Raw genomic sequence first — 22,163 nt, 5'->3', positions numbered from 1 at the left:
CTGCTTCGCCGTAAACGGCTCAAGCAAGCCGCTGGCGCGGCAACGGCTTGCGCGCAACCCCAGCCCCTGCGTAATTGTCGTAACACCTCGACGCGGCGTACCACGGAGCTTGCTCGCTTGCCTCACTGCGTCCTGAAATCGCCGTGTGCCAACGTCCAGCGGCTGAACATGCCCTTCTCAACAACCGTCAGTGGATGGCATTGCGCGGTGCGGAGGGAGATCGCCCGAACGAAGTGAGGGAAGCTCCCGCAGCAAAAGCCGCGCAGCCCTCGAAAGCTGGAAGCTTTGGAAAACCCGGCAGGGGTGTTCCGGGGGGTTGCAAGGGGGCGGAGGAGGGGGCGCAGCCCCATAACCCGCCCCCTGCCCGCGCCGGAGGCGGACAAAACGGCGTCACGCCGTAAGCTCCGTGCCCGCAGGGCAAAATAGAACAACGGACGAAGAACAGAATGACCTTGGGAGGGGGGCCTGCGGGCGCCCCCAAAGCGAGAAGCGGCGGGCCCCTTCCGGAACCCACCGCCGCAGTGCCACTTCCTACAGCACCCTGAAATACACCGCCGGTTCCTTGAGCAGGCCCGCGTCCACCGCGCGCTGAAGCGCGTCGCTCATGGCTCTGGCCGATGTTTCATGGGTCATGAAGACCAGGGGCACGCCCTGGCCCTCATCCGCTTTCTGGATCATCTGGGCCACGCTGATGCCCTCGGCGGCCATGCAGCCGGAAATGTCCCGCAGCACGCCGGGCGCGTCCTGGACCATGACCCGCACGTAGTAGCAGGAACGCCATTCCTCGGGCGGCACAATGGCGGCCTTGGGCAGTTCCTTGCCCACAAAGCCCGTGTTATTGGGCCGCTCCTCGCGGGCCACGGCCATCAGGTCGGCCAGCACGGCCCCGGCCGTGGGCAGATCCCCGGCTCCGCGCCCGTGGAAGAAAAGCGCCCCGGCCGCGTTGGCCTCCACCCGCGCGGCATTGTACACGCCGCCCACGCGCGCCAGCAGAAAGGTGTGGTGCACCAGGGCCGGAAAGACCCCGGCTTCCAGGCGGACCGGACGGTCAAAACCGTCGCCCGCGCAATCCTTGCCGTCCTTTTTCGCATCGGGGCAACGCACTTCGCGCACCTGGCCGATGAGCTTGATGCGATAGCCGAACTCGCGCGCCAAGCGGATGTCCATGGCCGAAAGCCCCCGGATGCCGCGCACGGACAGGGCCGTGTAGGGGTAATTGACCCCGTAGGCCAGGCGGATCAGCAGGATCAGCTTGTGGGCCGCGTCGTGCCCGTCGATGTCCAGCGTGGGATCGGCCTCGGCGTAGCCCAGCTCCTGGGCCTGCTTGAGGGCCAGGTCAAAATCCAGGCCGTTGGAGGTCATTTCCGACAGGATGTAATTGCTGGTGCCGTTGAGGATGCCCATCAGCGACTCGATGCGGTTGCCGGTCAGGCTTTCCTTGAGGGCCTGGACAATGGGGATGGCCCCGGCCACGCTGGCCTCATAGCGCAGAATGCGCTTTTTGCGCTCGGCCTTCTGGAAGAGGGCCAGGCCCTCCTCGGCCAGCAGGGCCTTGTTGGCCGTGACGATATGCTTGCCCTGGTCCAGGGCGCGGTCGATGAGCGCGCGGGCCTGGTCAATGCCGCCGATGAGTTCCACCAGCACGTCGATATCCGGATCATCTGTGAGCAGCGCCGGGTCGGTGGTCAGTTCCGCGCCCTCGGGCAGTGGCACGTTGCGGGCCTTCTGGGCGTTGCGCACCAGCACGCGCTTGACCACGATGTCGCGGCCCGTGCGGCGGCGGATGATGTCCGCGTTTTCCTTGAGCAGACGCGCCAGGCCGCCGCCCACCGTGCCGAAACCGGCCAGGCCGACCACCAGGGGTTTGCTTTCGTTGGCTTTCGTCATTCTTACTCCGGCGCGCCCGAGAGCAGGCGGCGCATATTGCTGACGGCCTGCCGGGTGCGGTGCTCGTTTTCAATGAGGGCGAAACGCACGTATTCGTCGCCGTAGGAACCGAAGCCCAGCCCCGGCGATACGGCCACCTGCGCCTCGGTCAGCAGCAATTTGGAAAATTCCACGGAGCCCATCTTGCGGAAGGGCTCGGGAATGCGCGCCCAGACAAACATGGTGGCCTTGGGCGAGGGCACCTCCCAGCCGATGCGCCCCAGCCCCTCAATGAGGCGGTCGCGGCGCTCGCGGTAGATGTCGCAAATTTCGTGCACGCAGTCCTCCGGCCCGTTGAGGGCCACGGTGGAAGCGATCTGGATAGGCTGGAAAATGCCGTAGTCCAGATAGCTCTTGATCCGGGCCAGGGCGTGCACCAGGCGCGGGTTGCCCAGACAGAAGCCCACACGCCAGCCGGGCATGGAATAGCTCTTGGACAGGGTGTAGAACTCCACGCCCACATCCTTGGCCCCTTCGGCCTGAAGGAAACTGGGGGCCTTGTAGCCGTCGAAAACCAGATCCGCGTAGGCCAGGTCATGGACGACCCAGAGGCCGTTCTCCTTGGCGAAGGCCACCACCTTGCGGAAGAAATCCAGGTCCGTCACCTCGGTGGTGGGATTGTGCGGATAGCAGAGGAAAAGCAGCTTGGGCTTGGGCCAGGCCTGGCGGGTGGCGGCGGTCAGATCCTCGAAAAAGTCGCGCCCCGGGCCGATGGGCACGCTGCGCACGTCCGCGCCCGCGATGATCGGCGCGTATTTATGGATGGGATAGGTGGGGTCCGGGGCCAGCACCACATCGCCGGGTTCCAGCATGGCCAGGGAGAGGTGGGCCAGGCCTTCCTTGGAGCCCATGGTCACGATGGCTTCGCGTTCCGGGTCCAGTTCCACGCCGTAGAGGCGGGCGTAACGGTCACAGACGGCCTTGCGCAGATTGGGGATGCCCTTGGACAAGGAATAGCGGTGGTTGACCGGCTTTTGCGCGGCCTCCACCAGCTTGTCCACCACATGGCCCGGCGTGGGAATGTCGGGATTGCCCATGCTGAAATCCACGATGTCGATATTCTGCCGACGCAACTTCATCTTGAGGTCGCCCACGACGGCAAAGACATAAGGGGGCAGGCGCTGGATACGCGAAAACTCTTCCATTGTACTTCTCGCTTGTTTTGAACCGGACCCCCGGACCCGAGAGGTCGGGCGCGCACGGCGCGCGGCCCGGCTTGGCGTGCAGAATAGCCAACGGCGCGTCTTTTTGTAAAGGAATTTGCCGGGCCGGACAGGCGCGGCGCGAGCGGGGAAAGAACGCCGTCAGTAGCGATAACGGCATTGCAGCACAATAAGCTGCCCGGCGGGCTCATCCACCCGATAGACAAGGCGGTGGGCGAGATCAATCCGGCGTGACCAGCAGCCGCTGAGGTCGAATTTCAGCGCTTCCGGTTTGCCCGGCCCGGAACCGGGGTCGCGCGGGGCCTCATGCCGTCCGCACCGGGGCCGTTCAGGCCAGAGGCGTTATTCCGGGCCTGAAAAACAGGAAAAACGGGCTGTTATACTGCACTCACGACAGATATCGGAAATGTCCGCACGCATATCCAACGGATATGTATACAACTCATCGACAGATGTACTGTCAATGAGTTGTTGAATAATGATACTTTCAGCCGCCTAAATTTGCAATAGCATATCTCTAATAAAAAATTCCCAATTTCTACTTTATAAAAATACTCATTATTTCACAAAGATAGCTCTCCCATAAATTCTCGAAGCCCAGCCGGAAACCGACAGTACATCTGTCGGCAAAGGAAGGGAGCATTGGGCTCCGTATGAATTCTTGAGGAGCGGATGCTCCTAGGAGGTATGCTATGCTAACGAAGGGCGCTATCGGCAATCTTGTCAATAAATATCGGGCTGTGCTTAAAAAATGCCGCCTGCTGAACTTGTTCGGCACCCTGGCCCTGACGGGCGCGCTGACCGTGGGCGCGGCGGGCATGGCCGGGGCGGCTCCCGTACCTGCCCCTTGGGATGAGGAGACGGTTACCATAGGCACAAGCAAAACTGAAAATGTCAGCACACTCTTTGACATCGTTCCGGATAAGGATCAGAGCGGCGGCAAAAACGTCGCCACCACAACGCTGACTATTGACGGCGGCGCGTTGTCGCTGAGCAATGGCGCTCGCCTCGTGCATTACAACTATGACGGGCAATCCGGCGTGACGACCGGCATGGACGTGACCATGAAGAGCGGCTCGCTAGCCGTGGACGGGAGCAGCGCGTACACCAGCATGGACGTCAACACCGCGCGCATTGAGGGCGGCACGGTGGAGCTGACCGGCAAAGCGGGCGCGGCCTGGGAAAATGCCGCCTACATCGGCGCATACAAGGGCATGGACATCACCGGCGGCACCGTCAACATGCAGGTCAACAGTGAGCTCTTCGCCGGAAATCACTTCTCCATTACCGGCGGCACCATCAATATGCAGGGCACCGACACCAGCGGCGGTTTCGGCAACAACGCGGCCCATATCATGTTTACCAGTGAGAACACCATCGGCGGCACGGCCGTCATCAATGTGGACGCCGGCAAGTACGGCGTGATGAGCGCCCCGACGCTGGACATGACCGGCGGCAAACTCAACGTAAATGGCAATCTGCTGCTTCAGCCGGACACAGGCGCGAGAGGCGGTAGTGTCGTGTATGACGGCAGCGCCGCCGACGGCAAGAGCGGCGTCTTCAACCTTTCCTCCGGCGACGTGACCGTGGCGAAGAACGGCGCGCTCTATGCTCCCTATACCCAGATCAACCAGGAAGGCGGCACGCTGACCGTCAACGGCACGCTCTGGACGGAAAAGCCTGACGGCAGCGCGGACGGCACGCTGAACAACTTCAGCTATACCAACAGCGGCTACAGCCTTTCCGACGGCAAACTTGTGGTCAAGGGCGACGCCTCCGTTAACAACGGCGGTCACGGTCAGCTCAACGGCGACATGCAGGTGGGCAATCTGGAAATCAGCGGCGGCACGGTTGAAATCGGCCTTGCCGAGGGCGGTTCCGTGACAGCCTGGGACAACGGCCCCCGGTTGGGCGGCTACGGCGTGAACAACGAAAACCAGACCAATATTTCCGGCGGCACGGTGACCCTGGGCACTTCCGGCGTGCTCTTTGCCGGGGTTGATGCGAACTGGGCTGGCGGCCAGATGAATCTTTCCGGCGATGCCAAGATCGTCATGGACGGCACGAATTCCGTGCTCTATGCCTCTTCCACGGATGCTGGCACGGACTTTGTGTCCCTGAATATCAGCGACAACGCCGGCATTACGGTAAACGCGGGCAAGACCGGCTACATCCTGGCCCGCGAAACCAATATGAGCGGCGGCTCCATTGATGTGGCAGGCGCCCTGACCGTGGCCGGGAAATCCAAGAAGGGCGGTGCGGTAGACGCCGGGCTCGCTGGTGTGACCAAGGGCGGCGCGTTCAACCTTTCCGGCGGCGCTATTACCGTGGCCGACAAGGGCAAGCTGAATTTCGCCACAGGCGAGGTGAATGCGACCCTGACCGGCGGTTCTGTCACTTATAACGGCGGTGCGGACGGCCAACTGGCCTTCCATGGCCTGACCCTGGCCGGCGGCGCGCTGAACGGCGTGGACAGCCTGACCGTGGACTCTTCCGCAGCCGCTAAAGGCGTGAGCGCCTCCGGGCTGACCGTGGGCAGCAACGCCGCCAAGGCCGACCTGACCCTGGCGACGTTGACCCAGAAGGCGGGCGCGGTGGCCGTGAACAACGGCAGCCTGACCGTGGACAGCCTGAACCAGAGCGGCGGCACGCTCACGGTGGGCGGCGCGGGCGCTGACGGCAAGTTGACGGTGACCGGCACAACTGCCGGAACGTCACTGAAAACTGTCGCCGTAGCGGTTAACAATCTTGGTACCCTGGACGTCCAGAGCGTCGTTACAGGCACGTTCTCCGGCGATGTCTTCTCCCTAAATACCTCGGTCGCCCAGGTTGGGGTCAACGCGGGCGGCACCCTGAAAGTGAACGGCTTTGCCGAGATGAGTAAAGCTGCGTTCTCGGATATGAAAGGAAAGTTAGTAACTGGTGACGGTCTGCTGGATCTTGGCAGCACGAAAATCACAGGATTGGTGGCAACGGATACATCAGGCAACAAAACGGTTGCCTTTAATGATGTAAAAGATGGCGGAAGCACCGGCGGCGTCAAAAACGATGAAACCCTGCAGGCTACCATTACCGGGGCGAGCAGTGCAACGTCTCTCACGGGCGGCTACAACAAGGTCGTGACCAGCGATTCGCTCAAGACTGAATCCGGAACCCTGCAACTGGCCGGTAATGCCAACGGTGGAAATATTGTAGACAAGTCCGGCACCGCTGCTGACATTAGTGTGGGTGACAATTCCGTCCCTAAAGACGCGGTCGTTACGCTCGGCACCTCTGACGCTGACAACAGCGGCAAGGTGGGCAATGTGACCCTGGCAGTCAACAATACCGGCACAGCCACGCTCAATGCGGTGGGCAGCGGCAACGCCTTTTTCTTGACAGGGACGATTGAGGGGAAGGGCGCGGTTAATGCCGCCGGAGCGACCCTCACGGCGGACAGCATCGGCGCGGCCACTGCGGTAGCCGAGGTTAACGGTATCGGCGGCACTGTGGTTTCCAATGGCGTCATTAAGACTGATACGCTGGCCGCCGATAACGGCATAGTCAAAGCCACAGGTAACATCACTGTTACCAATACCGTGACCGGCCTGAACAACGGCACAATCCGTTCCGCCAACGGCGACGTGACCCTGAGTGCTGGCGCGAGCAACGCCAGCGGCGTGATTGTCGCCGACACGGGCGACATCACGGCCAACAGTCAGGATATCCTTGCCGACGCGGGCGAGAGCCTTACCCTTGCCGCCGAGAATGGCACGATTGCCGCCAAGGACGTCACCGCCACCAACGTACAGGCCAAAACCCTGACCGCCAGCGGCGATGTGACCGTGACCGACGGCGTTCTGAACACCAAGGATGCCAGCTCCGTGGGCTCTCTGGCCCTGAATAATGCCAGCGGCGTGGTGGGCGAACTGACGGCGGGAGCCACCACCCTCTCCAACGGCTCTTCGCTGTCCGCTGAAAAACTGATTATGTCCGGCGACCTGACCGTGGGCAGCAACGCGGATACCAAGGGCGGCACGACGCTGATGGTGGATGCGTTGAATCTCAGCGGCAATGATCTGCTTATTGACCCGGCCTGGGGCACGGCGTCCACCAACGTAGCCGTGGGCTCCTTTACCGGGACTACCGTAGCGGACGTTGAAATCAACGGCAACGTGGGCGTGGGCATGAACTCCATGGCCGCCATCGGCACCACGGACACAAGCTGGTTGGCCGGACAGGTCAATGCCGCGACCAACGGCGCGGGCCTGACGGAAAACGGCGTGGATTCCGCTCTGGGCATCTACACGGCCCAGGTACTGGACGGAGCTCACGGCATTGTGGTGGACGGCACCAAGACCTCCAGCGGCGGCACCGCATTCACCTTCACCCCCAACCAGCTTGACTTCTCCGGCAAATCCCTGCTGGTGGTCAGCGCCGACGCGGCACTTGATCCAGAAGGAGCGTTGTCCTCCAACACGGCGAGCGGCGTTGTCAACCTGACCGACGGCGCGAAACTGCGCATCGCCGGGGCAAAAATCGGTGAACAGTACACCGTGCTGGGCACCAATCTTGACGGCGGCATCGCCTACAAAGATGCTGACGGCAACGCCACGACCGAAGCCGACTCCACGGCCTGGGTGGGCGCGAACCTCTCCACGGACTCCAAGCTGGTGCATCTGGAAAAGAGCGCCACCGGCGAATACAAGGGCGCGCTGACGTCCGCCGCCGCCTTCATGCCCAAGCTCGACGGCGAACTGGTCAAGGTGGTGAACAACATGGCCCTGGCGGGCGACACCGGCACGGCCGGTGAAATGTCCGAGACCAAGGGCGTCCGATTCCTGAACCGGGCCATCAGCGAAAACTATCTGAACAATGACGCCGCTGCCGCCGTGACCATTGAAAGCGCGGCGCGCATGGCGCTCGTCGGCGCGGTGCCGCAGATGACCATGGCGGCCAGCAACGCGGCGGGCAATGCCGTAACCCAGCGTACCAGCCTGGCCCAGCCCGGCGGCAACGCCATCCAGAGCGTGGCCCCGGACGGCTCCATGCAAACCGGCGCTTCCGCGGGCGACGCCGCCAGGACCGGCTTCGCCATGTGGATCATGCCTCTCTACCAGAGCTCCAACGGCTTCGGCATGAAGGCCGGAAACTTCGACATGGACTTCAGCGGCGGCCTGGGCGGCGTGGCCATCGGCGCGGATTACACCTTCGACAACGCCATCCGCGCAGGCATCACCTTCAACATCGGCGGCGGCTACGCGCAGGGCTCCGGCGATCTCAACGAAACCACCAACAACATGAACTTCTGGGGCATCGGCGCGTATGCCGGTTGGGCTCAGAACAACTTCGGCGTGACCGCCGACGTGAACTACACCTCCACCTACAACAAGCTGGAGCAGGACCTGCCCGCAAGCATGCAGATGGGCAAGCTCAAGAGCGACGTGACGGCCTACGCCATCAGTGCGGGCCTACGCGGCGAGTACAAAATCGAAACCAGCGCGCTGGATATCATCCCGCACGTGGGCGTGCGCTACATGAGCCTGAACACCGACGAATACGACGTGAAGTCCGGCGGCACACTGCTCAAGGGCGACGCCATCAACCAGAGCATCTGGACCTTCCCGGTGGGCGTGGCCTTCAGCAAGCAGGTCGAGACCGGCAACGGCTGGCACTTCAAGCCCAGCCTGGACCTGGCCGTGATTCCGGCCGCCGGGGACATCGACGCCCGCAGCGACGTGCGCTTCACCGGCACGGGCACCAAGGCGGAACTGGACACCCAGACCATGGATTACGTCTCCTACATGGGCCAGGCCGGTTTGGAATTCGGCAACGAAACCACGTCCCTGGGCGTGAACTACAACATCCAGCTCGGCGCGAAGAGCACGGCGCACGGCGTGTTCGGGACATTCCGCTACGAGTTCTAAACCGACAACCAGAAGCGTTATCAGCATCAGCGCGGCGGCTCCATTGGGTAAGGAGCCGCCGCGCCCGGACATCCGGGAGGCGGGGGCTTCCCGGGTCCGGTTGCCGTCCGCCGACATCGCTTCCCCGACGGGCGGCACCTCCTGAAGTCCGCGCTCTTGTCCCTTCCTGAAGGGCGCGGGCAACGGCGCGGCGGGTGAATTCCGCCGCGCCGTTTTTTGTGGGGCGGGGCTTGTCATATGGATGAGGCTTTGTGTGCCCTGCGGGCACGGCTTGTTTCGCCTGAGCGGCGATGGGCCGCCTCCGGCGCGGGCAGGGGGTCAGGGGCTGCCGCCCCTAGCCCCCCTTGCAACCCCCATACCCTGCTTAGGTTTTCCAGCGCTTCCGGCTTCCGGGGGCTGCGCGGCGTTTGCTGCGGGAGCTTCCTTCACCTGCTTTCGCAGGTTCAGGCGATCTCCCTCCGCGCCGCGCAATGCCATCAACTGACTGTCGTTGAGAAAGACACTGGCCCCATGCCCGGAAAATGCTGACGCGCGGCGATTTCGGGGCGCAGCGAGCCACGCAAGCAAGACCCGTGGGACGCCGCGTCACCACGTTACGACGTACAACGGGGGCAGGGGGTTGTAGGGGGCCGGGAGGCGTAAAGCCCTCGTGCCCGCAGGGCACACAGAACATCATCCATGTGACAAGCCCTTTCCGTCTGACAGGATAAAAAGGCCCTCAATGACACAACACAGATAAAAAACAGGAAATCATCCCCATGCGCCACATTGCAACAACGCTTGCCCTCACGGCCCTCCTTGCCGCCTGCCTCCTGGGCGGCTGTCTGGAGGGCAGCACCAGCGCCGCGCCCCAGACAGCCGTGGTCGATCTGGAGCGGATCATGTCACAATCCCGTGCCGCCGAGGCCGGGCGCGCCCATCTGGCCAAGGCCCGCCAGCGCCTGGAACAGGGCTTTGCCGACCTGCAAAAAGCCTGGGCCAAAGCTCCGGACAAGGAGCGCGAGGCCGTGCTCCGCGACGGCGCGCTGACCCTCCGCCGCCAGATGGCCGCCGAGGAGGCCGCCGTACAAAATGTCGTCAACGGCCTGCTTCTGGAAGAGGTCAAAGCCTGGCGCAAGGCCCACAAGGCCGCCCTGGTTCTGCCCCGCCGGAATGTGCTGGACGCCGACGCCGGCCTGGACATCACCGCAGCCATACTCAAGGGCATGGACGCCCGCAAGGCCGTCTTCCCGGCGTTGCCCGTGGTGTCCGTCAAGCTGCCCGGCGAGAAGGGGAAAACGCCGGAAACCCCCGGCCAAGCCAATCACAACGCCGCCCCCGGCGCAAAAAGGAAGTAAGCATGAGCGCACAGAAAAATTCCGGCAAGACCGGGGCCGAAGCCGCCGCTTCCGCCGAAGGCCAACAGATCCGCGTAGCCCTGAACAGCTCCCACCTTGCCACGTCCTACGCCAATGTCTTCCAGACCCGCTGCACGGCGGAGGAGGTCATCCTCTGCTGCGGCCTGAGCCAGCCCGAAAGCCTGAACACCCAGGACGGCGGTACTGAAAACGTCCTGGCCGTGGACCTGGACCGGCGCATCGTCATGACCCCGGCCTCGGCCCAACGCCTGCTCCTGGCCCTGGACCGCACGCTCAAGGAGCAGGCCGCCCGTTTCCACGACAACAGCCCGCAAAGCTGAGCCGACTTTACGACCCGAAACCAATCAAAACCACCCGCATAGCGGGTGGTTTGCTCCAGCCCTATAAGGGCTTGTTACCGGCCAGCGTCTAAAGGCGCTGGCTTTCACTTTGTTCAAGCCCAGTGCCCTTGCCGCTTTGGCTTACCCCTGGAAGGGGTTTTGGTATTCTCGGGTACTTACTCGATCTTGCAGAATATCATGCTTCTCTTGCTGCTGAATGTATTTTTTGACCGTTACCTCATTGAGTCCTACCGTACTGACGAAATATCCTTCCGCCCAGAATTTCCTATTGCCAAATTTGTACTTCAGGTTTGCATGCTTATCGAAAATCATCAATGAGCTTTTTCCTTTCAGGTACCCCATGAAACTTGATACACTGATTTTTGGAGGAATACTCACCAGCATGTGCACATGATCCGGCATGAGATGGCCCTCGATAATTTCAACACCTTTATATTTGCATAAGTCCTTAAGAATTTCTCCGATACTTTCTCGAATGTTGGCAAATATTATTTTCCGCCTGTATTTTGGAGAAAAGACAATGTGATACTTGCACAACCATTTTGTGTGGGCTAAACTTTGAACTCGAGTTCCCATATAAAAACACCTTTCCCTTAAAAATTACGATGGGCTTGAACAACTCTATCGTATGGGAAAGGTGTTTTTTGTATAACAAATTATTTCCACCCGCATAGCGGGTGGATTTCTGTTTCGCTCGCAAACGCTCGCTCAACTGGCTAAAGCCCCTTACGCAAAAGGGCCGCGTCGTGCTGACGCGGCCCTTTGCATGACAAAGCATTTCAAGTGGTAACTGTTCTAGTTGCCCAGCTTGATGCTCTTCAAAACGGTTTGCAGCTGGGCGGGCAGTTTGGTGTCGCGCTGCCGGAGCATGGCGCTCACGGCCAGGGTCTTTTTACCTTCGTAAAATCCCCAGCTCACATTGCACAGGCCCCTGGCCGGGAACAGCGCGGCCACGGCCAGAGCCGCGCCCTTGGCCGTTGTTTCGCGCGCGCAGTTCACTTCCGTGGCGCCGCCCCGCTTGAAGCCGTCAATGGCCTGCGCGCAGATTTCCTTGACGCCGTCCTCATCCAGTTTGGCGAAAGCGGCCTGGTCCATCTCGCCCACGGGCTGCTCCATGATGGCGAACTGCGGCACTTCCGGGCTCTGGGCCATCAGCAGCACCTTCATGTCCCCGGCCTGCTTCTGCACTTGGGCCAGAGCCTCCTTGGGGGCGATTTGCCAGTCCGAGGGCAGGTCGATGGCCAAGCCCGGCAGTTTGTGCTCCTTGAAGCCGTCCGGAGCCGCCAGTGCCGCGCCCGCCAGACCCAGGCTCAATGCCCCGGCCAGCAGCAAAGTCCATGCATAACGCATATCTTGATTTCCTCCTGAGTAGTGGGCGGCGCGGGCACAATCCCCTGCCGCCGGAGCAACTCTATGCCCGGCTTGCGGGACTGTCCAGAACCCGACCCCATACCGGCGCGGGCACTCTTCCGGCAAGCCGCTTTTTGCCATCGGACGCATTGTCGTGTAAGGCAGGGAACAAGGAGACGCCATGAACGACCACATCCGTTTTGACCGCGACGCCCTGGAACTGCATCTGCTGGACCAACGCCTTTTGCCGGGAGAGGAGGCGGATTTCGTCTGCCGCACGCCCGACGAGGTGATCACGGCTCTGCAAACCATGGTGGTACGCGGCGCTCCGGCCATCGGCGTCACCGCCGCCTGGGGCTGCGCCCTGGCCGTCTCCCGGACCGGGGACGGCGACGGCTGGCAGGAACGCCTGGACGCCGCCCTGGAGGCCATTGCCGCCGCCCGGCCCACGGCCGTGAATCTGCGCTGGGCCGTGGAGCGCATGCGCGCATGCCGACGCGCCGCCGGGGATGTGGGCCGCCCCGCCCTGCTGGAACTTTTTCTGCGCGAGGCCCGGACCATGCAGGACGAGGATGTGGCCGCCTGCAAGCGCCTGGGCCGCTTCGGCGCGGACTGCCTTGAGGACGGGGACACGGTGCTCACCCACTGCAACGCCGGGGCCCTGGCAACGGCGGGCTACGGCACGGCTCTGGGCGTGATCCGCGCCGCAGTGGAACAGGGCAAGCGCATCCGGGTCATTGCCGATGAAACCCGGCCTTTTTTGCAGGGCGCGCGGCTCACAGCCTGGGAACTGCACAAGGACGGCATTCCGGTTACCGTGGCCTGCGACAACGCCTGCGCCCTGCTGATGCAGAAAGGGCTCGTCCAGCGCGTGGTGGTGGGCGCGGACCGCATCGCGGCCAACGGCGACGCGGCCAACAAGATCGGCACCTTCGGCGTGGCCCTGCTGGCGCGGCATTTCGGCATCCCCTTCTATGTGGCCGCGCCGCTCTCGACCATTGACCCGCAAACGGCCGACGGCACGGCCATTCCCATTGAGGAACGCCCGACCGGGGAGGTGACCCATGCGGGGGGGCAGCGCGTGACGCCCGAGGACGTGCCGGTCTACAATTTCGCTTTTGACGTGACCCCGGCGGCGCTGATCAGCGGCATCATCACCGAAGCGGGCGTGCTGCGGCCGCCCTACGGCCCGGCTGTCCGCGCGGCCCTGAAAGAAGCCGCGACGGAGGCGCGCCCATGAAAGAACTGGTGCTGCTGGTGGAACCGGCCAAGGAGCCGTCCGTACCGTCGCCCGCCTCCGGTCAGGGACAGGCCGTCGCCCACTGGAGCGCCTGGGAAGTGCCGGAAGGCCGGATATCCCTACCCGCGCGTCTCCATGCGGACCTGGTGGCGATCCGCGCCGAACATGCGGCCTGGGCCTATGATCTGGGCCGTCTGCGCGTGGGCCGCAAGGAGCTGCAGGAGAAACTCAAAGCCGGGGAAAGCCTGTCCATGTGGTGGTGCTCCCTGCTCTACGAGCGCCATCCCAGGATGACGCCCAATCTCTATACTATCTACAAGCTGCGCGCCCTGGAGCGCCTCATGGACGAGGAAGCCTTCACGGCCCTGCGGCTCTGCGGCGGCGACGCCACCCTGCGCCACACGCTGGCGGATTTCTGCGCCGTGTCGGGCCGCCTTTTTGTGGAGTGCCACGAGCCGGGACTGCGCCTCAAGCCCGCGCAAAGCCTGCTGCGGCGAATCTACAACGCCTGCCCCGCGCCCTTGCGGGCCGCGGCCCGCTACGCGCACTGGTGGTGGACCGTACGACGCAAACTGCCCTGCGTGCGTACCGGCAAAACCTGCCTCACGCCGAGGCCCGCGTCCGGGCAGCAAAACACGGCCGGCATCGTTACCTATTTCCCCAATCTGGACATGCACGCCGCCGGTCTGGGACGCTTCCGCTCCCGCTACTGGGAAAAGCTGCACGACGTTCTTGACGCGGAGGCCCGGCGTGAAGGCACGCAGTTCGTGCGCTGGCTGTTCATCCGCTTTCCCGCGCCCCAGCTCTCCTTCGCCCAATGCCGCAAACTGCGCGACCGCTTCCGCGAGGAAGGCAAGGATGGCCTTTCCTTCCACTATCTGGAGGAATTTCTGCGCCACCGGGATCTCTGGGCGGCCCTGTGGCGGCATCTGCGCCTTTGCTGGGCCAGCCTGCGTCTGGAAAAACACGCGCGCCCGGCCTTTCACTTCGCCGGATCCCGGCTCAATTTCTGGGACTACGCCAAGGGGGACTGGGCCGAATCCTTCCGGGGCTGGCGCGGCCTGGAGCGCTGCCTTCAGAACCGGGGCTTCAAGAGCTATGCGCACTGCGCCGGGCCGCAGCGCTGGACCCTCTTCCCGCTGGAAAACTGCCCCTGGGAGCGCATGCTGACCCAGGCCGCGCATGAGGCCGGGAACGGGCCGGTCTTCGGCGCGCAGCATTCCACCATCCGGCCCACGGACTTCCGCTATTTCGACGATCCGCGTACCTTCAGCGCGCCGGACTGCGCGATCTTCCAGCCTGACGCCATCCGGGGCAACGGCCGTTCGGCCTGCCGCCAGTGGCTGGACGCGGGCATGCCGCCCGAACGCCTGGGCGAAGTGGAGGCCCTGCGCTATCTCTACCTGGCCGACGCGGCTCCGGCGCAAACGGAAGCCCCGGACCCCGCGCCGACTACGCCCGCGGGCGGCCTCAAACGGCTGCTGGTCCTGACCAGCTTTTTCAACGACGAAACCGAGGCCCATCTGGTGTTGCTGGCGCGCGCCGTGCATGCCGGGCTGCTGGAAGGCTGGGATATTGTCGTCAAGCCCCATCCCTACCTGTCCGTGGAAGAACGCCTGCGCGCCCTGCTGGGCCGCCGGATGCGTGAAATCCGCCTGGCGGACGGCCCCATTGCCGAACAGTTGCGGCCCGGCGTGACGGTCTGGGCCTCCAATTCCACCACCGCCGCCCTGGAAGCGGCGCTCAAGGGCCTGCCGGTCATGGTCATGCTGCCCAGCGACGACTTCGACCTCTGCCCCTTGCAGGATGTGCCGGAACTGCCGCGCACCGGCGATCTGGAGGACGTGCGTCTGGCCCTGGCAACGGCGGCGCCCCTGGACCTGCCGCCCGATTATCTGGATCTGAACCCGGAACTGCCGCGCTGGCGGCAACTTCTGGGCTTGTGAGGCCGTTATGGACGCGCATCAGGAAACCGACCGGCGGATCGCGGAAATGGTCCGCGCCTGTTACTGGGACAGGGACATCAACTGTGCCCGCACCACCCTGTACTGCATGAGCCGCCTGTTCGATCTGCCCCTGGACCCGCAGCTAGACCGCGCGGCCATCGGCCTGAACGGAGCCGGACGCATGGGCTGCCAGTGCGGCCTGCTGGAGGGCGCGCTGCTCTTCCTTGGAATCCATGCGTCGTTCCTGGGCAAGACCGAGAAGGAAGTCTGCGCCGTCTGCGGCCGCTATACCGCTGCCTTCCAGAAGCATTTCGGCGGGATCGATTGCCGGGTGCTGCGGCCCGGCGGCTTTCAGAAAAGCGATCCGCCGCATCTCTGCGAGGGGCTGACCGTGGAGGCTGTCCGCCTGCTCCATGATTTTGTGGCGGCGTTGCGCTGATCGGAGAATGGATCGCGGGCCCTGCCCCGATTTGACGTTCCAGGCGTTTTCCCTTAATCAGTAATCACTATGCCTTGTTTCCGCAGCACAAAGGAGCACGACCTTATGTCATCCGACAGTCCCAACTTTCCCGCACCTGAACCCGGCACGCATAATCCCGCCGGCCTGCCCGCGCCCGCTCTCCTCCGCTGAACGCCTCTTGAGAGCGACGCGTCCCGCGCCGGTCCCAGGAGGTTCCCATGTTTTCCTTTTTCACGACTCTGAAAGCCCTGTTTCGTCCCCCGCGTCCGTCGTCCCGCCCGCTGTCCCGTGCGGACCGCGCCGCGCGCGGCGTCGGACGCCCCCATACCCCGGCAGCGCCGAAGCGCGCCGCCTCGCAAAACCTGCTTGAAGCCGCCCGGCAGCAGCCGGACGCCCTGTTGCGCGCCTACAACTCGTCCATGCAGGGGCTGAACAGCGCGCAAATCCCGGCCCTGCGCCGGCGCCACGGTGAAAACCGTCTGATCCGCAGCCGCCGGGAACCTCTGGCCCTGCGACTGCTCAGGGCCTTTCTCAATCCCTTCAGCGTGGTTCTGCTGCTGCTCGCGGCCATTTCCTTCATTACCGACTATCTGCTGGCCGCCGCCGGTGAAAAGGATCTCACGGCCGTGCTCATCGTGGGCGGCATGGTGCTGATCAGCGGCACGCTGCGCTTCGTGCAGGAGGCCCGCTCCGGCGACGCCGTGGCCCGTCTGGAATCCATGGTCAACACCACCATCGACGTACTGCGCGACGGCCGGGGCGGCGAACGGCCCATCAGCGAGCTGGTGCCCGGCGATGTGGTCCGTCTGGCCGCCGGGGACATGATCCCGGCGGATCTGCGGATTCTGGAGGCCAAGGATCTCTTCATCAGCCAGTCCTCCCTGACCGGCGAAAGCGAGCCGGTGGAAAAATTCGCCGGTCTGCCGGACGCCTCTCCGGACGCCCCGGACAGTCCGCCTCAGAGCCCGCTGGATTGCGCCGACCTGGCCTTCATGGGCAGCAACGTGGTCAGCGGTTCGGCCCTGGCCCTGGTGCTGGCCGTGGGCAACGCCACACTGTTCGGTTCCCTGGCCCGCCAGATCGCCGACACCACCACCCGCACCAGTTTCGACAGGGGCGTCAGCGCCGTGTCCTGGCTGCTGATCCGTTTCATGGCCTGCATGGTGCCCATTGTCTTTTTCATCAACGGCTTCACCAAGGGCGACTGGGTGGAGGCCGCGCTCTTCGCCCTGTCCGTGGCCGTAGGCCTGACGCCGGAAATGCTGCCCACCGTGGTTTCCGCCAATCTGGTGCGCGGCGCGGCCTTCATGGCCCGCAAAAAGGTCATCGTGCGGCGGCTGGACGCCATCCAGAACCTGGGGGCCATGGACGTGCTCTGCACGGACAAGACCGGCACCCTGACCAGGGACAAGATCATTCTGGAATATTCCCTGGACGTGCACGGCAACGAGGACGAGCGCGTGCTGCGCCACGCCTTTCTGAACAGCTGGTTCCAGACCGGTCTGAAAAACCTGCTGGATGTGGCCATTATGGACCATGCCGACGACCTGGACATGCTCACCCTGCGGCGGGACTACGTCAAAGTGGATGAAATCCCCTTTGATTTCTTCCGCCGCCGCATGAGCGTGGTCGTCGCCGACCACCGGGGCAAGACCCGGATGATCACCAAGGGCGCGTTGGAGGAAATGCTGTCCGTCTGCACCTGGGCCGAATACCACGGCCAGGTGGAACCGCTGACCCCGGAACTGCGGGAGGAAATCCTGGCCCGCACCCTCCGCTACAATGCCGACGGCCTGCGCGTGCTGGGCGTGGCCCGGAAAGCCCTGCCGGACGGCGGCCGGAGCTTTTCTGTAGCCGACGAGGCCGACATGGTGCTCATGGGCTATCTGGCCTTTCTGGACCCGCCCAAGGAATCGGCGGCCCAGGCCGTGGCCGCCCTGCGCGACTACGGGGTGCGCGTCAAGGTGCTCACCGGCGACAACGACGCCGTGACCCGCAGCATCTGCCGCCAGGTGGGCCTACCCGCCGAACGCGTGCTGCTGGGCGCGGATCTGGCGGACATGGACGACGAGCGCCTTCGACAGGAAGTAGAGCGGGTGGATATCTTCGCCAAACTCAGCCCGCAGCAGAAGGCGCGCATTGTGGCCTGCCTGCGCGGCAACGGCCATGTGACGGGCTTCATGGGCGACGGCATCAACGACGCGGCGGCCATGCGCACCGCCGACGTGGGTATTTCCGTGGACACCGCCGTGGACGTGGCCCGCGAGTCGGCGGGCGTGATCCTGCTGGAAAAGGATCTCACCGTGCTGGAGGCCGGGGTCATTGAAGGACGCCGCACCTACGCCAACATCATCAAGTACATCAAGATGACGGTGAGTTCCAATTTCGGGAATATGTTCTCGGTGTTGGCGGCCAGCGTCTTTCTGCCCTTCCTGCCCATGACGCCCCTGCAGATTCTGGTGCTCAACCTGATCTACGATCTGTCCTGCACCACCATTCCATGGGACAATGTGGACGAGGAATTCCTGCGCCAACCCCGTACCTGGGACGCCGATTCCATCAGCTCCTTCATGCTCTGGCTCGGACCCACCAGCTCGATTTTCGACCTTCTGACCTTTGTCCTGATGTACCGGCTGATCTGCCCGGCGGTTCTGGGCGGTCCCTGGCACAGCCTGGACCCGGCCGGGCAGGCCGCCTTCGCGGCGCTGTTCCAGGCGGGCTGGTTTGTGGAATCGCTCTGGTCCCAGACCCTGGTCGTTCACATGATCCGCACGCCCAAGCTGCCCTTCGTGGAGAGCCGGGCGTCCTGGCAGTTGACACTCCTGACCAGCCTGGGCATTGCCGTGGGCACGGTCATCCCCTTCACCTCCCTGGGCCGGGGCCTGGACATGGCGGCCCTGCCCGCCGGGTATTTCCCCTGGCTGGGCGGCATGATTCTGGGCTATATGCTGCTGACCACCGTGGTGAAGCGGGCTTACATCCGGCGTCACGGCGAGCTGCTGTAGAAGCTGAAGTGGGTTCTTCGCGGTGCGGATTTTCCACGGAAATCCGCACCGCGCGTTTAGAAACAGCTCCTACGGCAGATAGCCGCCGTGCGCGCTGCGCACATCCTCAATGGTAAGAAAGCTCTTGGGCGAAAGTTTCTTGCACAGGCGCACCAGGCTGTTGACCTTGCGGCGCGGCAAGACCACCCGCAAGAAGTGCATTTCGTCATGCATGCCGAAGGCCTCAAGCCGGGTTACGCCGAAACCGGCTTTGCGCAACACGGCGGCAAGGTGCTCGTCGTCCTCGGGCGCCACGATATTGACGACGGTGATGCCCAGAGCCAGGCGCTCTTCCACGAAAATACCCATCAGAATGCCGCAACTGTAGCCACCGGCATAGGCAATGATGTTGAAGACATTGTCCAGATGCGCCATGACCCGTGAGATGGCGACCACCCAGATGATGATCTCGAAAAAGCCCACCAGGGCCGCCACAAAACGCACGCCGCGCATGACCAGGACGGTTCTGACCGTACCCAGAGTCACGTCCGCGAGACGCAGGCAGAAAATCAGCAGCGCTCCCGCCAAATCCAAATGCATTCCCAAGAGTGTCATGGCATCCTCACTGAATATGTAAAGCCGGGATAGTGCGGATATCCCGGCTGAAAAGTTCGTCCCTGGAGCAGATTAACTTTGAGTTGAAATGCCCAACCTGACGATGTGTTTGTGGCAATGCTACCAGAACGCCGCATTTTGGCAATCAGGCGGCCGTGCAAAACCGGGGCGGACGACTCCGACGCGGCCCGGCTTCAGTCCCGGGCCGCCATTTTCTTCAGTTTCCGGTAGAGCGTGGGGCGGCTGACGCCCAGGGCGCGGGACGCGGCCCTGATATTGCCGTTGTGCCGGGCCAGAGCTTCGGCCACGGCCCGCTGCTCCAGGTCTTCCAGGGTGCCCTGGCCGGTGCCGCCGGACGGTTCCGATGGAGCCGCCTGCCGGGGCCGCTCCAGCCCGGCGATGCCGAAATGCTCGGCCAGCAGATCGCCGCCCTCGGCCAGATGCATGGCGCGCTCCACCGCGCTTTCCAGCTGGCGGACGTTGCCGGGCCAGGCATGGGCCGTGAGCATGGCGGCGGTGTCCGGCGGCAGGACCGCCGTGGGTTTGTTCAGGCGCAGCCTGTGCCGCTGGATGAAATACTCGGCCAGGGGCAGAATGTCTTCCGGCCGCTCGCGCAAGGGCGGCACAAGGATGTTCAGAGTGCTGATGCGGTAATAGAGATCCGCGCGAAATTTCTGCTGTTCGATGGCCTGCCTCAGATCCTTGTTGGTGGCCGAAATGACGCGCAGGTCCACAGGCACGGTACGCAGGCCGCCCACGCGCTGGATCTCGCCGGTCTGGAGCACGCGCAGCAGCTTGACCTGCATGTCAAAGGGCATGTCCCCGATTTCGTCCAGAAAAAGCGTGCCCGAATCGGCCAGCTCGAACTTGCCGGGCCGCCCGCCCTTGCGCGCGCCGGTAAAGGCCCCATCCTCATAGCCGAACAGCTCACTTTCCAGGAGTTCCTTGGGAATGGCCCCGCAGTTGATGGCCACAAAGGGCCGGTTGCGCCGCTCCCCGCCGTTATGGATGGCCTGGGCGAAGAGCTCCTTGCCCGTGCCCGTTTCGCCGCAGAGCAGCACCGGGGCCGTACTGGCCGCCGCGATGCGCGCGTGGCGCAGGGCCTGCCCCAGGCAGGCGCTGGACCCCAGAATGGAATCAAAGGTGAAATGGGCGTGGCTGCCGGTCACTTCCACGGCCATGCCCATGACTTCCTTTTTTTCCTGCACGGTGAGCAGGCCGCCCGCCACTTCGCCGTTGCTCATGCAGATGGGGTCAAAGGAAGCGAAATGCGTCATGCCGCTGTGCCGGGCGAGAATTTCGCGCGCCCTGAAACTTTTGCCCGTGGCAAGATGCTCCAGCACGCCGCTGCGGCCGCCGGTAAAGTCCTCGAAATCCCGCCCGGCGGGCGAGGCGGGCAGATTGAAGAGCCGCCGGGCGCTGCGGTTGGTCTGCACGATGCGGCCGTGCGAGTCCACAGTCACAATGCCCCGCGAGTCGGATTCGATGAGGGCGCGCAAATACTGGTTGGTGGTGGCCAGATCCCGCATGCGCTCCCGCTCGCGCAACTGGGAGGTCACGGTTTCCGCGGCCTGGCGCACCAGGCCCAGGGTGTGCACATGCATCATGGCCGACTCGCCGCTGAGCGAAATGGCCCCCAGCACCGCGCCGCCGTCCGGCGCGAAAACCGGCGCGCCCGCATTGCTCAAGCGGCGGGCCTCAGCCGAAAACATGGCGTCGCCGGGCAGAAAAACCGGCACCTTCTCCTCCAGGGCCAGACCGATGGCGCAGGTGCCCACGTCGCGCTCCAGCCAGCGGTAGCCGGGCAGGCAGCGCCGCCGTTTGAAATGCTCCACCAGTTCCGCATCCCCCACCACGTAGAGCACATACCCCTCACTGTCGGCCAGGGCCATGCAGAAACCCGTGCCTTTGAGCAGGCCGTAGAGCGTGTCGATCTGCGCCCGGGCCAGGTCAAAGAACTCCCTTTGCCCGTTGATCCGCTTGCGCAGACCCGCCGCGCTCAGGCCTCCGGCCTCGGGCGCGCCGTCCAGATGCGGGTCCAGGCCGTAGCGCGCGGAACGCGCGTGCGAACGCCGGATAAGTTCCTCAAGGTTCGGAATGGCGGACATCTGGCTGAGCATGGGCTGTCCTTGTAATAAAAGAATACATGTAATGTTTTATTACACTCAAATGTGAAAATGCGCGCCCGGACCGGCTGCATTCGCGGCTGATGCTGATCTCAACGTGCTTCTTTTTTCACAGGTTGTCACGTTTTATTACATAACCATGACCTCTTTTTATCAGCATCAACCATAACACACTTAAAATACTAATAAAAATACTTCAAATCAAAGTTGGCATGGTCCCTGCTTTTCCTCTCCCGAATGCGCGCCCTGCCCCGGCCTGTCCGGAGCGCGAAATTATCGCAAGGCGAATGTACTTCGCCGTTAAGCGATAATTTCAAGCGCAAAATATTTTAGGGAGGAAACATGCCCATCACACGTTACGGAACTCCGGCCAAAGCGGGCGCGCTGCCCTTTTCCAAGGCCGCGGGCGCGGACGGCTGGCTCTACGTCAGCGGTCAGGTGCCCCGCGCCGCCGACGGCGAAATCGTTTCCGGCAGCATGACCGTGCAGGCCCGCGCGGCCCTCAACAACCTCAAGGCGGCCCTGGCCCTGGCGGGCTACGGCCTGGAAGACGTGGTGCGGGTGAACGTCTTCGTCGACGACCCGCGCGACTTCGCCCAGTTCAACAAGGTCTACGCGGAATTTTTCACGCCGGAGCACGCCCCGGCCCGGGTCTGCGTGCAGGCCGCCATGATGAGCGATCTGCGCGTGGAAGTGGACTGCATCGCTTACAGGGACAAGGCCTGAGCAAACCGCCGCCGGGAGGCGA

The 22,163-nt window shown here is 63.5% G+C and carries 14 protein-coding genes and 1 pseudogene; 8 read left to right on the top strand and 7 right to left on the bottom strand.

Annotated features, from left to right (window positions below):
- Window positions 1–531 precede the first annotated feature (531 nt).
- The 3 genes and pseudogenes from HMPREF0326_RS04065 to HMPREF0326_RS15870 form a co-directional block, all read right to left on the bottom strand.
- A complete protein-coding gene (locus HMPREF0326_RS04065; RefSeq protein ID WP_009302520.1) occupies window positions 532–1,887 on the bottom strand; it encodes a homoserine dehydrogenase in 1,356 nt (451 codons plus the stop codon).
- A 2-nt stretch (window positions 1,888–1,889) separates the two neighbouring features.
- Window positions 1,890–3,071: an aminotransferase class I/II-fold pyridoxal phosphate-dependent enzyme gene (locus HMPREF0326_RS04060; RefSeq protein ID WP_008683125.1), complete on the bottom strand. Its 1,182-nt coding sequence runs from the start codon at window positions 3,069–3,071 to the stop codon at window positions 1,890–1,892.
- Window positions 3,072–3,230: 159 nt separating this feature from the next.
- Window positions 3,231–3,383, bottom strand: a pseudogene (locus tag HMPREF0326_RS15870) (Txe/YoeB family addiction module toxin); the annotation flags it as partial.
- A gap of 398 nt (window positions 3,384–3,781) precedes the next feature.
- Here HMPREF0326_RS15870 and HMPREF0326_RS04055 point away from each other — a divergent pair.
- The 3 genes from HMPREF0326_RS04055 (at window position 3,782) to HMPREF0326_RS04045 (ending at window position 10,673) form a co-directional block, all read left to right on the top strand.
- On the top strand, window positions 3,782–8,995 hold the full coding sequence (locus HMPREF0326_RS04055) for an autotransporter domain-containing protein (RefSeq protein ID WP_020990235.1): 5,214 nt from the start codon (window positions 3,782–3,784) through the stop codon (window positions 8,993–8,995).
- Window positions 8,996–9,753: 758 nt separating this feature from the next.
- Complete coding sequence (locus tag HMPREF0326_RS04050; protein ID WP_008683121.1) at window positions 9,754–10,332, top strand: OmpH family outer membrane protein; 579 nt, start codon at window positions 9,754–9,756, stop codon at window positions 10,330–10,332.
- A 2-nt stretch (window positions 10,333–10,334) separates the two neighbouring features.
- Window positions 10,335–10,673 (top strand): DUF3467 domain-containing protein, encoded by a 339-nt coding sequence (locus HMPREF0326_RS04045; protein WP_008683119.1) that lies wholly within the window; start codon window positions 10,335–10,337, stop codon window positions 10,671–10,673.
- A gap of 141 nt (window positions 10,674–10,814) precedes the next feature.
- Here HMPREF0326_RS04045 and tnpA read toward each other — a convergent pair whose 3' ends face one another.
- Both tnpA and HMPREF0326_RS04035 read right to left on the bottom strand, forming a co-directional pair.
- Window positions 10,815–11,270: an IS200/IS605 family transposase gene (gene tnpA / locus HMPREF0326_RS04040; protein ID WP_008686514.1), complete on the bottom strand. Its 456-nt coding sequence runs from the start codon at window positions 11,268–11,270 to the stop codon at window positions 10,815–10,817.
- 219 nt (window positions 11,271–11,489) lie between these two features.
- Window positions 11,490–12,044 (bottom strand): hypothetical protein, encoded by a 555-nt coding sequence (locus HMPREF0326_RS04035; protein WP_008683117.1) that lies wholly within the window; start codon window positions 12,042–12,044, stop codon window positions 11,490–11,492.
- 181 nt (window positions 12,045–12,225) lie between these two features.
- Here HMPREF0326_RS04035 and mtnA point away from each other — a divergent pair, with 181 nt between their 5' ends.
- The 4 genes from mtnA to mgtA all read left to right on the top strand — a co-directional run bounded on the left by mtnA (window position 12,226) and on the right by mgtA (window position 18,695).
- Window positions 12,226–13,284 carry an S-methyl-5-thioribose-1-phosphate isomerase gene (mtnA, locus tag HMPREF0326_RS04030; RefSeq protein WP_008683115.1) on the top strand — a complete coding sequence of 353 codons (1,059 nt, stop codon included), beginning with the start codon at window positions 12,226–12,228 and terminating at the stop codon, window positions 13,282–13,284.
- Window positions 13,281–15,230, top strand: coding sequence for a TIGR04326 family surface carbohydrate biosynthesis protein (locus tag HMPREF0326_RS04025; protein ID WP_008683113.1), 1,950 nt, complete (start codon window positions 13,281–13,283; stop codon window positions 15,228–15,230). Before mtnA ends, HMPREF0326_RS04025 begins: the two co-directional genes overlap by 4 nt.
- A gap of 7 nt (window positions 15,231–15,237) precedes the next feature.
- A complete protein-coding gene (locus HMPREF0326_RS04020) occupies window positions 15,238–15,669 on the top strand; it encodes a C-GCAxxG-C-C family protein (RefSeq protein WP_008683111.1) in 432 nt (143 codons plus the stop codon).
- Between the two features lie 239 nt (window positions 15,670–15,908).
- Window positions 15,909–18,695, top strand: a complete 2,787-nt coding sequence (mgtA, locus tag HMPREF0326_RS04015) for a magnesium-translocating P-type ATPase (RefSeq protein ID WP_008683109.1) — start codon at window positions 15,909–15,911, stop codon at window positions 18,693–18,695.
- A 69-nt stretch (window positions 18,696–18,764) separates the two neighbouring features.
- Here mgtA and HMPREF0326_RS04010 read toward each other — a convergent pair whose 3' ends face one another.
- Together HMPREF0326_RS04010 and HMPREF0326_RS04005 are read right to left on the bottom strand one after the other, a co-directional pair.
- Window positions 18,765–19,289 (bottom strand): DUF2179 domain-containing protein, encoded by a 525-nt coding sequence (locus tag HMPREF0326_RS04010; RefSeq protein WP_009302516.1) that lies wholly within the window; start codon window positions 19,287–19,289, stop codon window positions 18,765–18,767.
- Between the two features lie 194 nt (window positions 19,290–19,483).
- The gene (locus HMPREF0326_RS04005) at window positions 19,484–21,409 is read right to left on the bottom strand and encodes a sigma-54-dependent Fis family transcriptional regulator (protein WP_008683100.1); all 1,926 of its coding nucleotides are present in this window, start codon (window positions 21,407–21,409) and stop codon (window positions 19,484–19,486) included.
- Window positions 21,410–21,757: 348 nt separating this feature from the next.
- Between HMPREF0326_RS04005 and HMPREF0326_RS04000 the strand changes: the two genes are divergently transcribed.
- Entirely contained in the window at window positions 21,758–22,141 is a 384-nt protein-coding gene (locus HMPREF0326_RS04000; RefSeq protein ID WP_008683098.1) for a RidA family protein, read from the top strand.
- Window positions 22,142–22,163 lie beyond the last annotated feature (22 nt).

The sequence above is a fragment of the Desulfovibrio sp. 3_1_syn3 genome (assembly GCF_000145315.2).
Taxonomy (GTDB): Bacteria; Desulfobacterota; Desulfovibrionia; order Desulfovibrionales; family Desulfovibrionaceae; genus Desulfovibrio; species Desulfovibrio fairfieldensis.
This window is presented reverse-complemented; position numbering and strand designations above follow the sequence as displayed.

Bases quoted from the DNA above. Each gene is read 5' to 3' on its own strand.
- HMPREF0326_RS04060 (WP_008683125.1), bottom strand. From the start codon at position 3,071: ATGGAAGAGTTTTCGCGTATCCAGCGCCTGCCCCCTTATGTCTTTGCC.
- HMPREF0326_RS04055 (WP_020990235.1), top strand. From the start codon at position 3,782: ATGCTAACGAAGGGCGCTATCGGCAATCTTGTCAATAAATATCGGGCT.
- tnpA (WP_008686514.1), bottom strand. From the start codon at position 11,270: ATGGGAACTCGAGTTCAAAGTTTAGCCCACACAAAATGGTTGTGCAAG.
- HMPREF0326_RS04050 (WP_008683121.1), top strand. From the start codon at position 9,754: ATGCGCCACATTGCAACAACGCTTGCCCTCACGGCCCTCCTTGCCGCC.
- mgtA (WP_008683109.1), top strand. From the start codon at position 15,909: ATGTTTTCCTTTTTCACGACTCTGAAAGCCCTGTTTCGTCCCCCGCGT.
- HMPREF0326_RS04065 (WP_009302520.1), bottom strand. From the start codon at position 1,887: ATGACGAAAGCCAACGAAAGCAAACCCCTGGTGGTCGGCCTGGCCGGT.
- HMPREF0326_RS04025 (WP_008683113.1), top strand. From the start codon at position 13,281: ATGAAAGAACTGGTGCTGCTGGTGGAACCGGCCAAGGAGCCGTCCGTA.
- HMPREF0326_RS04045 (WP_008683119.1), top strand. From the start codon at position 10,335: ATGAGCGCACAGAAAAATTCCGGCAAGACCGGGGCCGAAGCCGCCGCT.
- HMPREF0326_RS04000 (WP_008683098.1), top strand. From the start codon at position 21,758: ATGCCCATCACACGTTACGGAACTCCGGCCAAAGCGGGCGCGCTGCCC.
- mtnA (WP_008683115.1), top strand. From the start codon at position 12,226: ATGAACGACCACATCCGTTTTGACCGCGACGCCCTGGAACTGCATCTG.
- HMPREF0326_RS04020 (WP_008683111.1), top strand. From the start codon at position 15,238: ATGGACGCGCATCAGGAAACCGACCGGCGGATCGCGGAAATGGTCCGC.
- HMPREF0326_RS04005 (WP_008683100.1), bottom strand. From the start codon at position 21,409: ATGCTCAGCCAGATGTCCGCCATTCCGAACCTTGAGGAACTTATCCGG.
- HMPREF0326_RS04010 (WP_009302516.1), bottom strand. From the start codon at position 19,289: ATGACACTCTTGGGAATGCATTTGGATTTGGCGGGAGCGCTGCTGATT.
- HMPREF0326_RS04035 (WP_008683117.1), bottom strand. From the start codon at position 12,044: ATGCGTTATGCATGGACTTTGCTGCTGGCCGGGGCATTGAGCCTGGGT.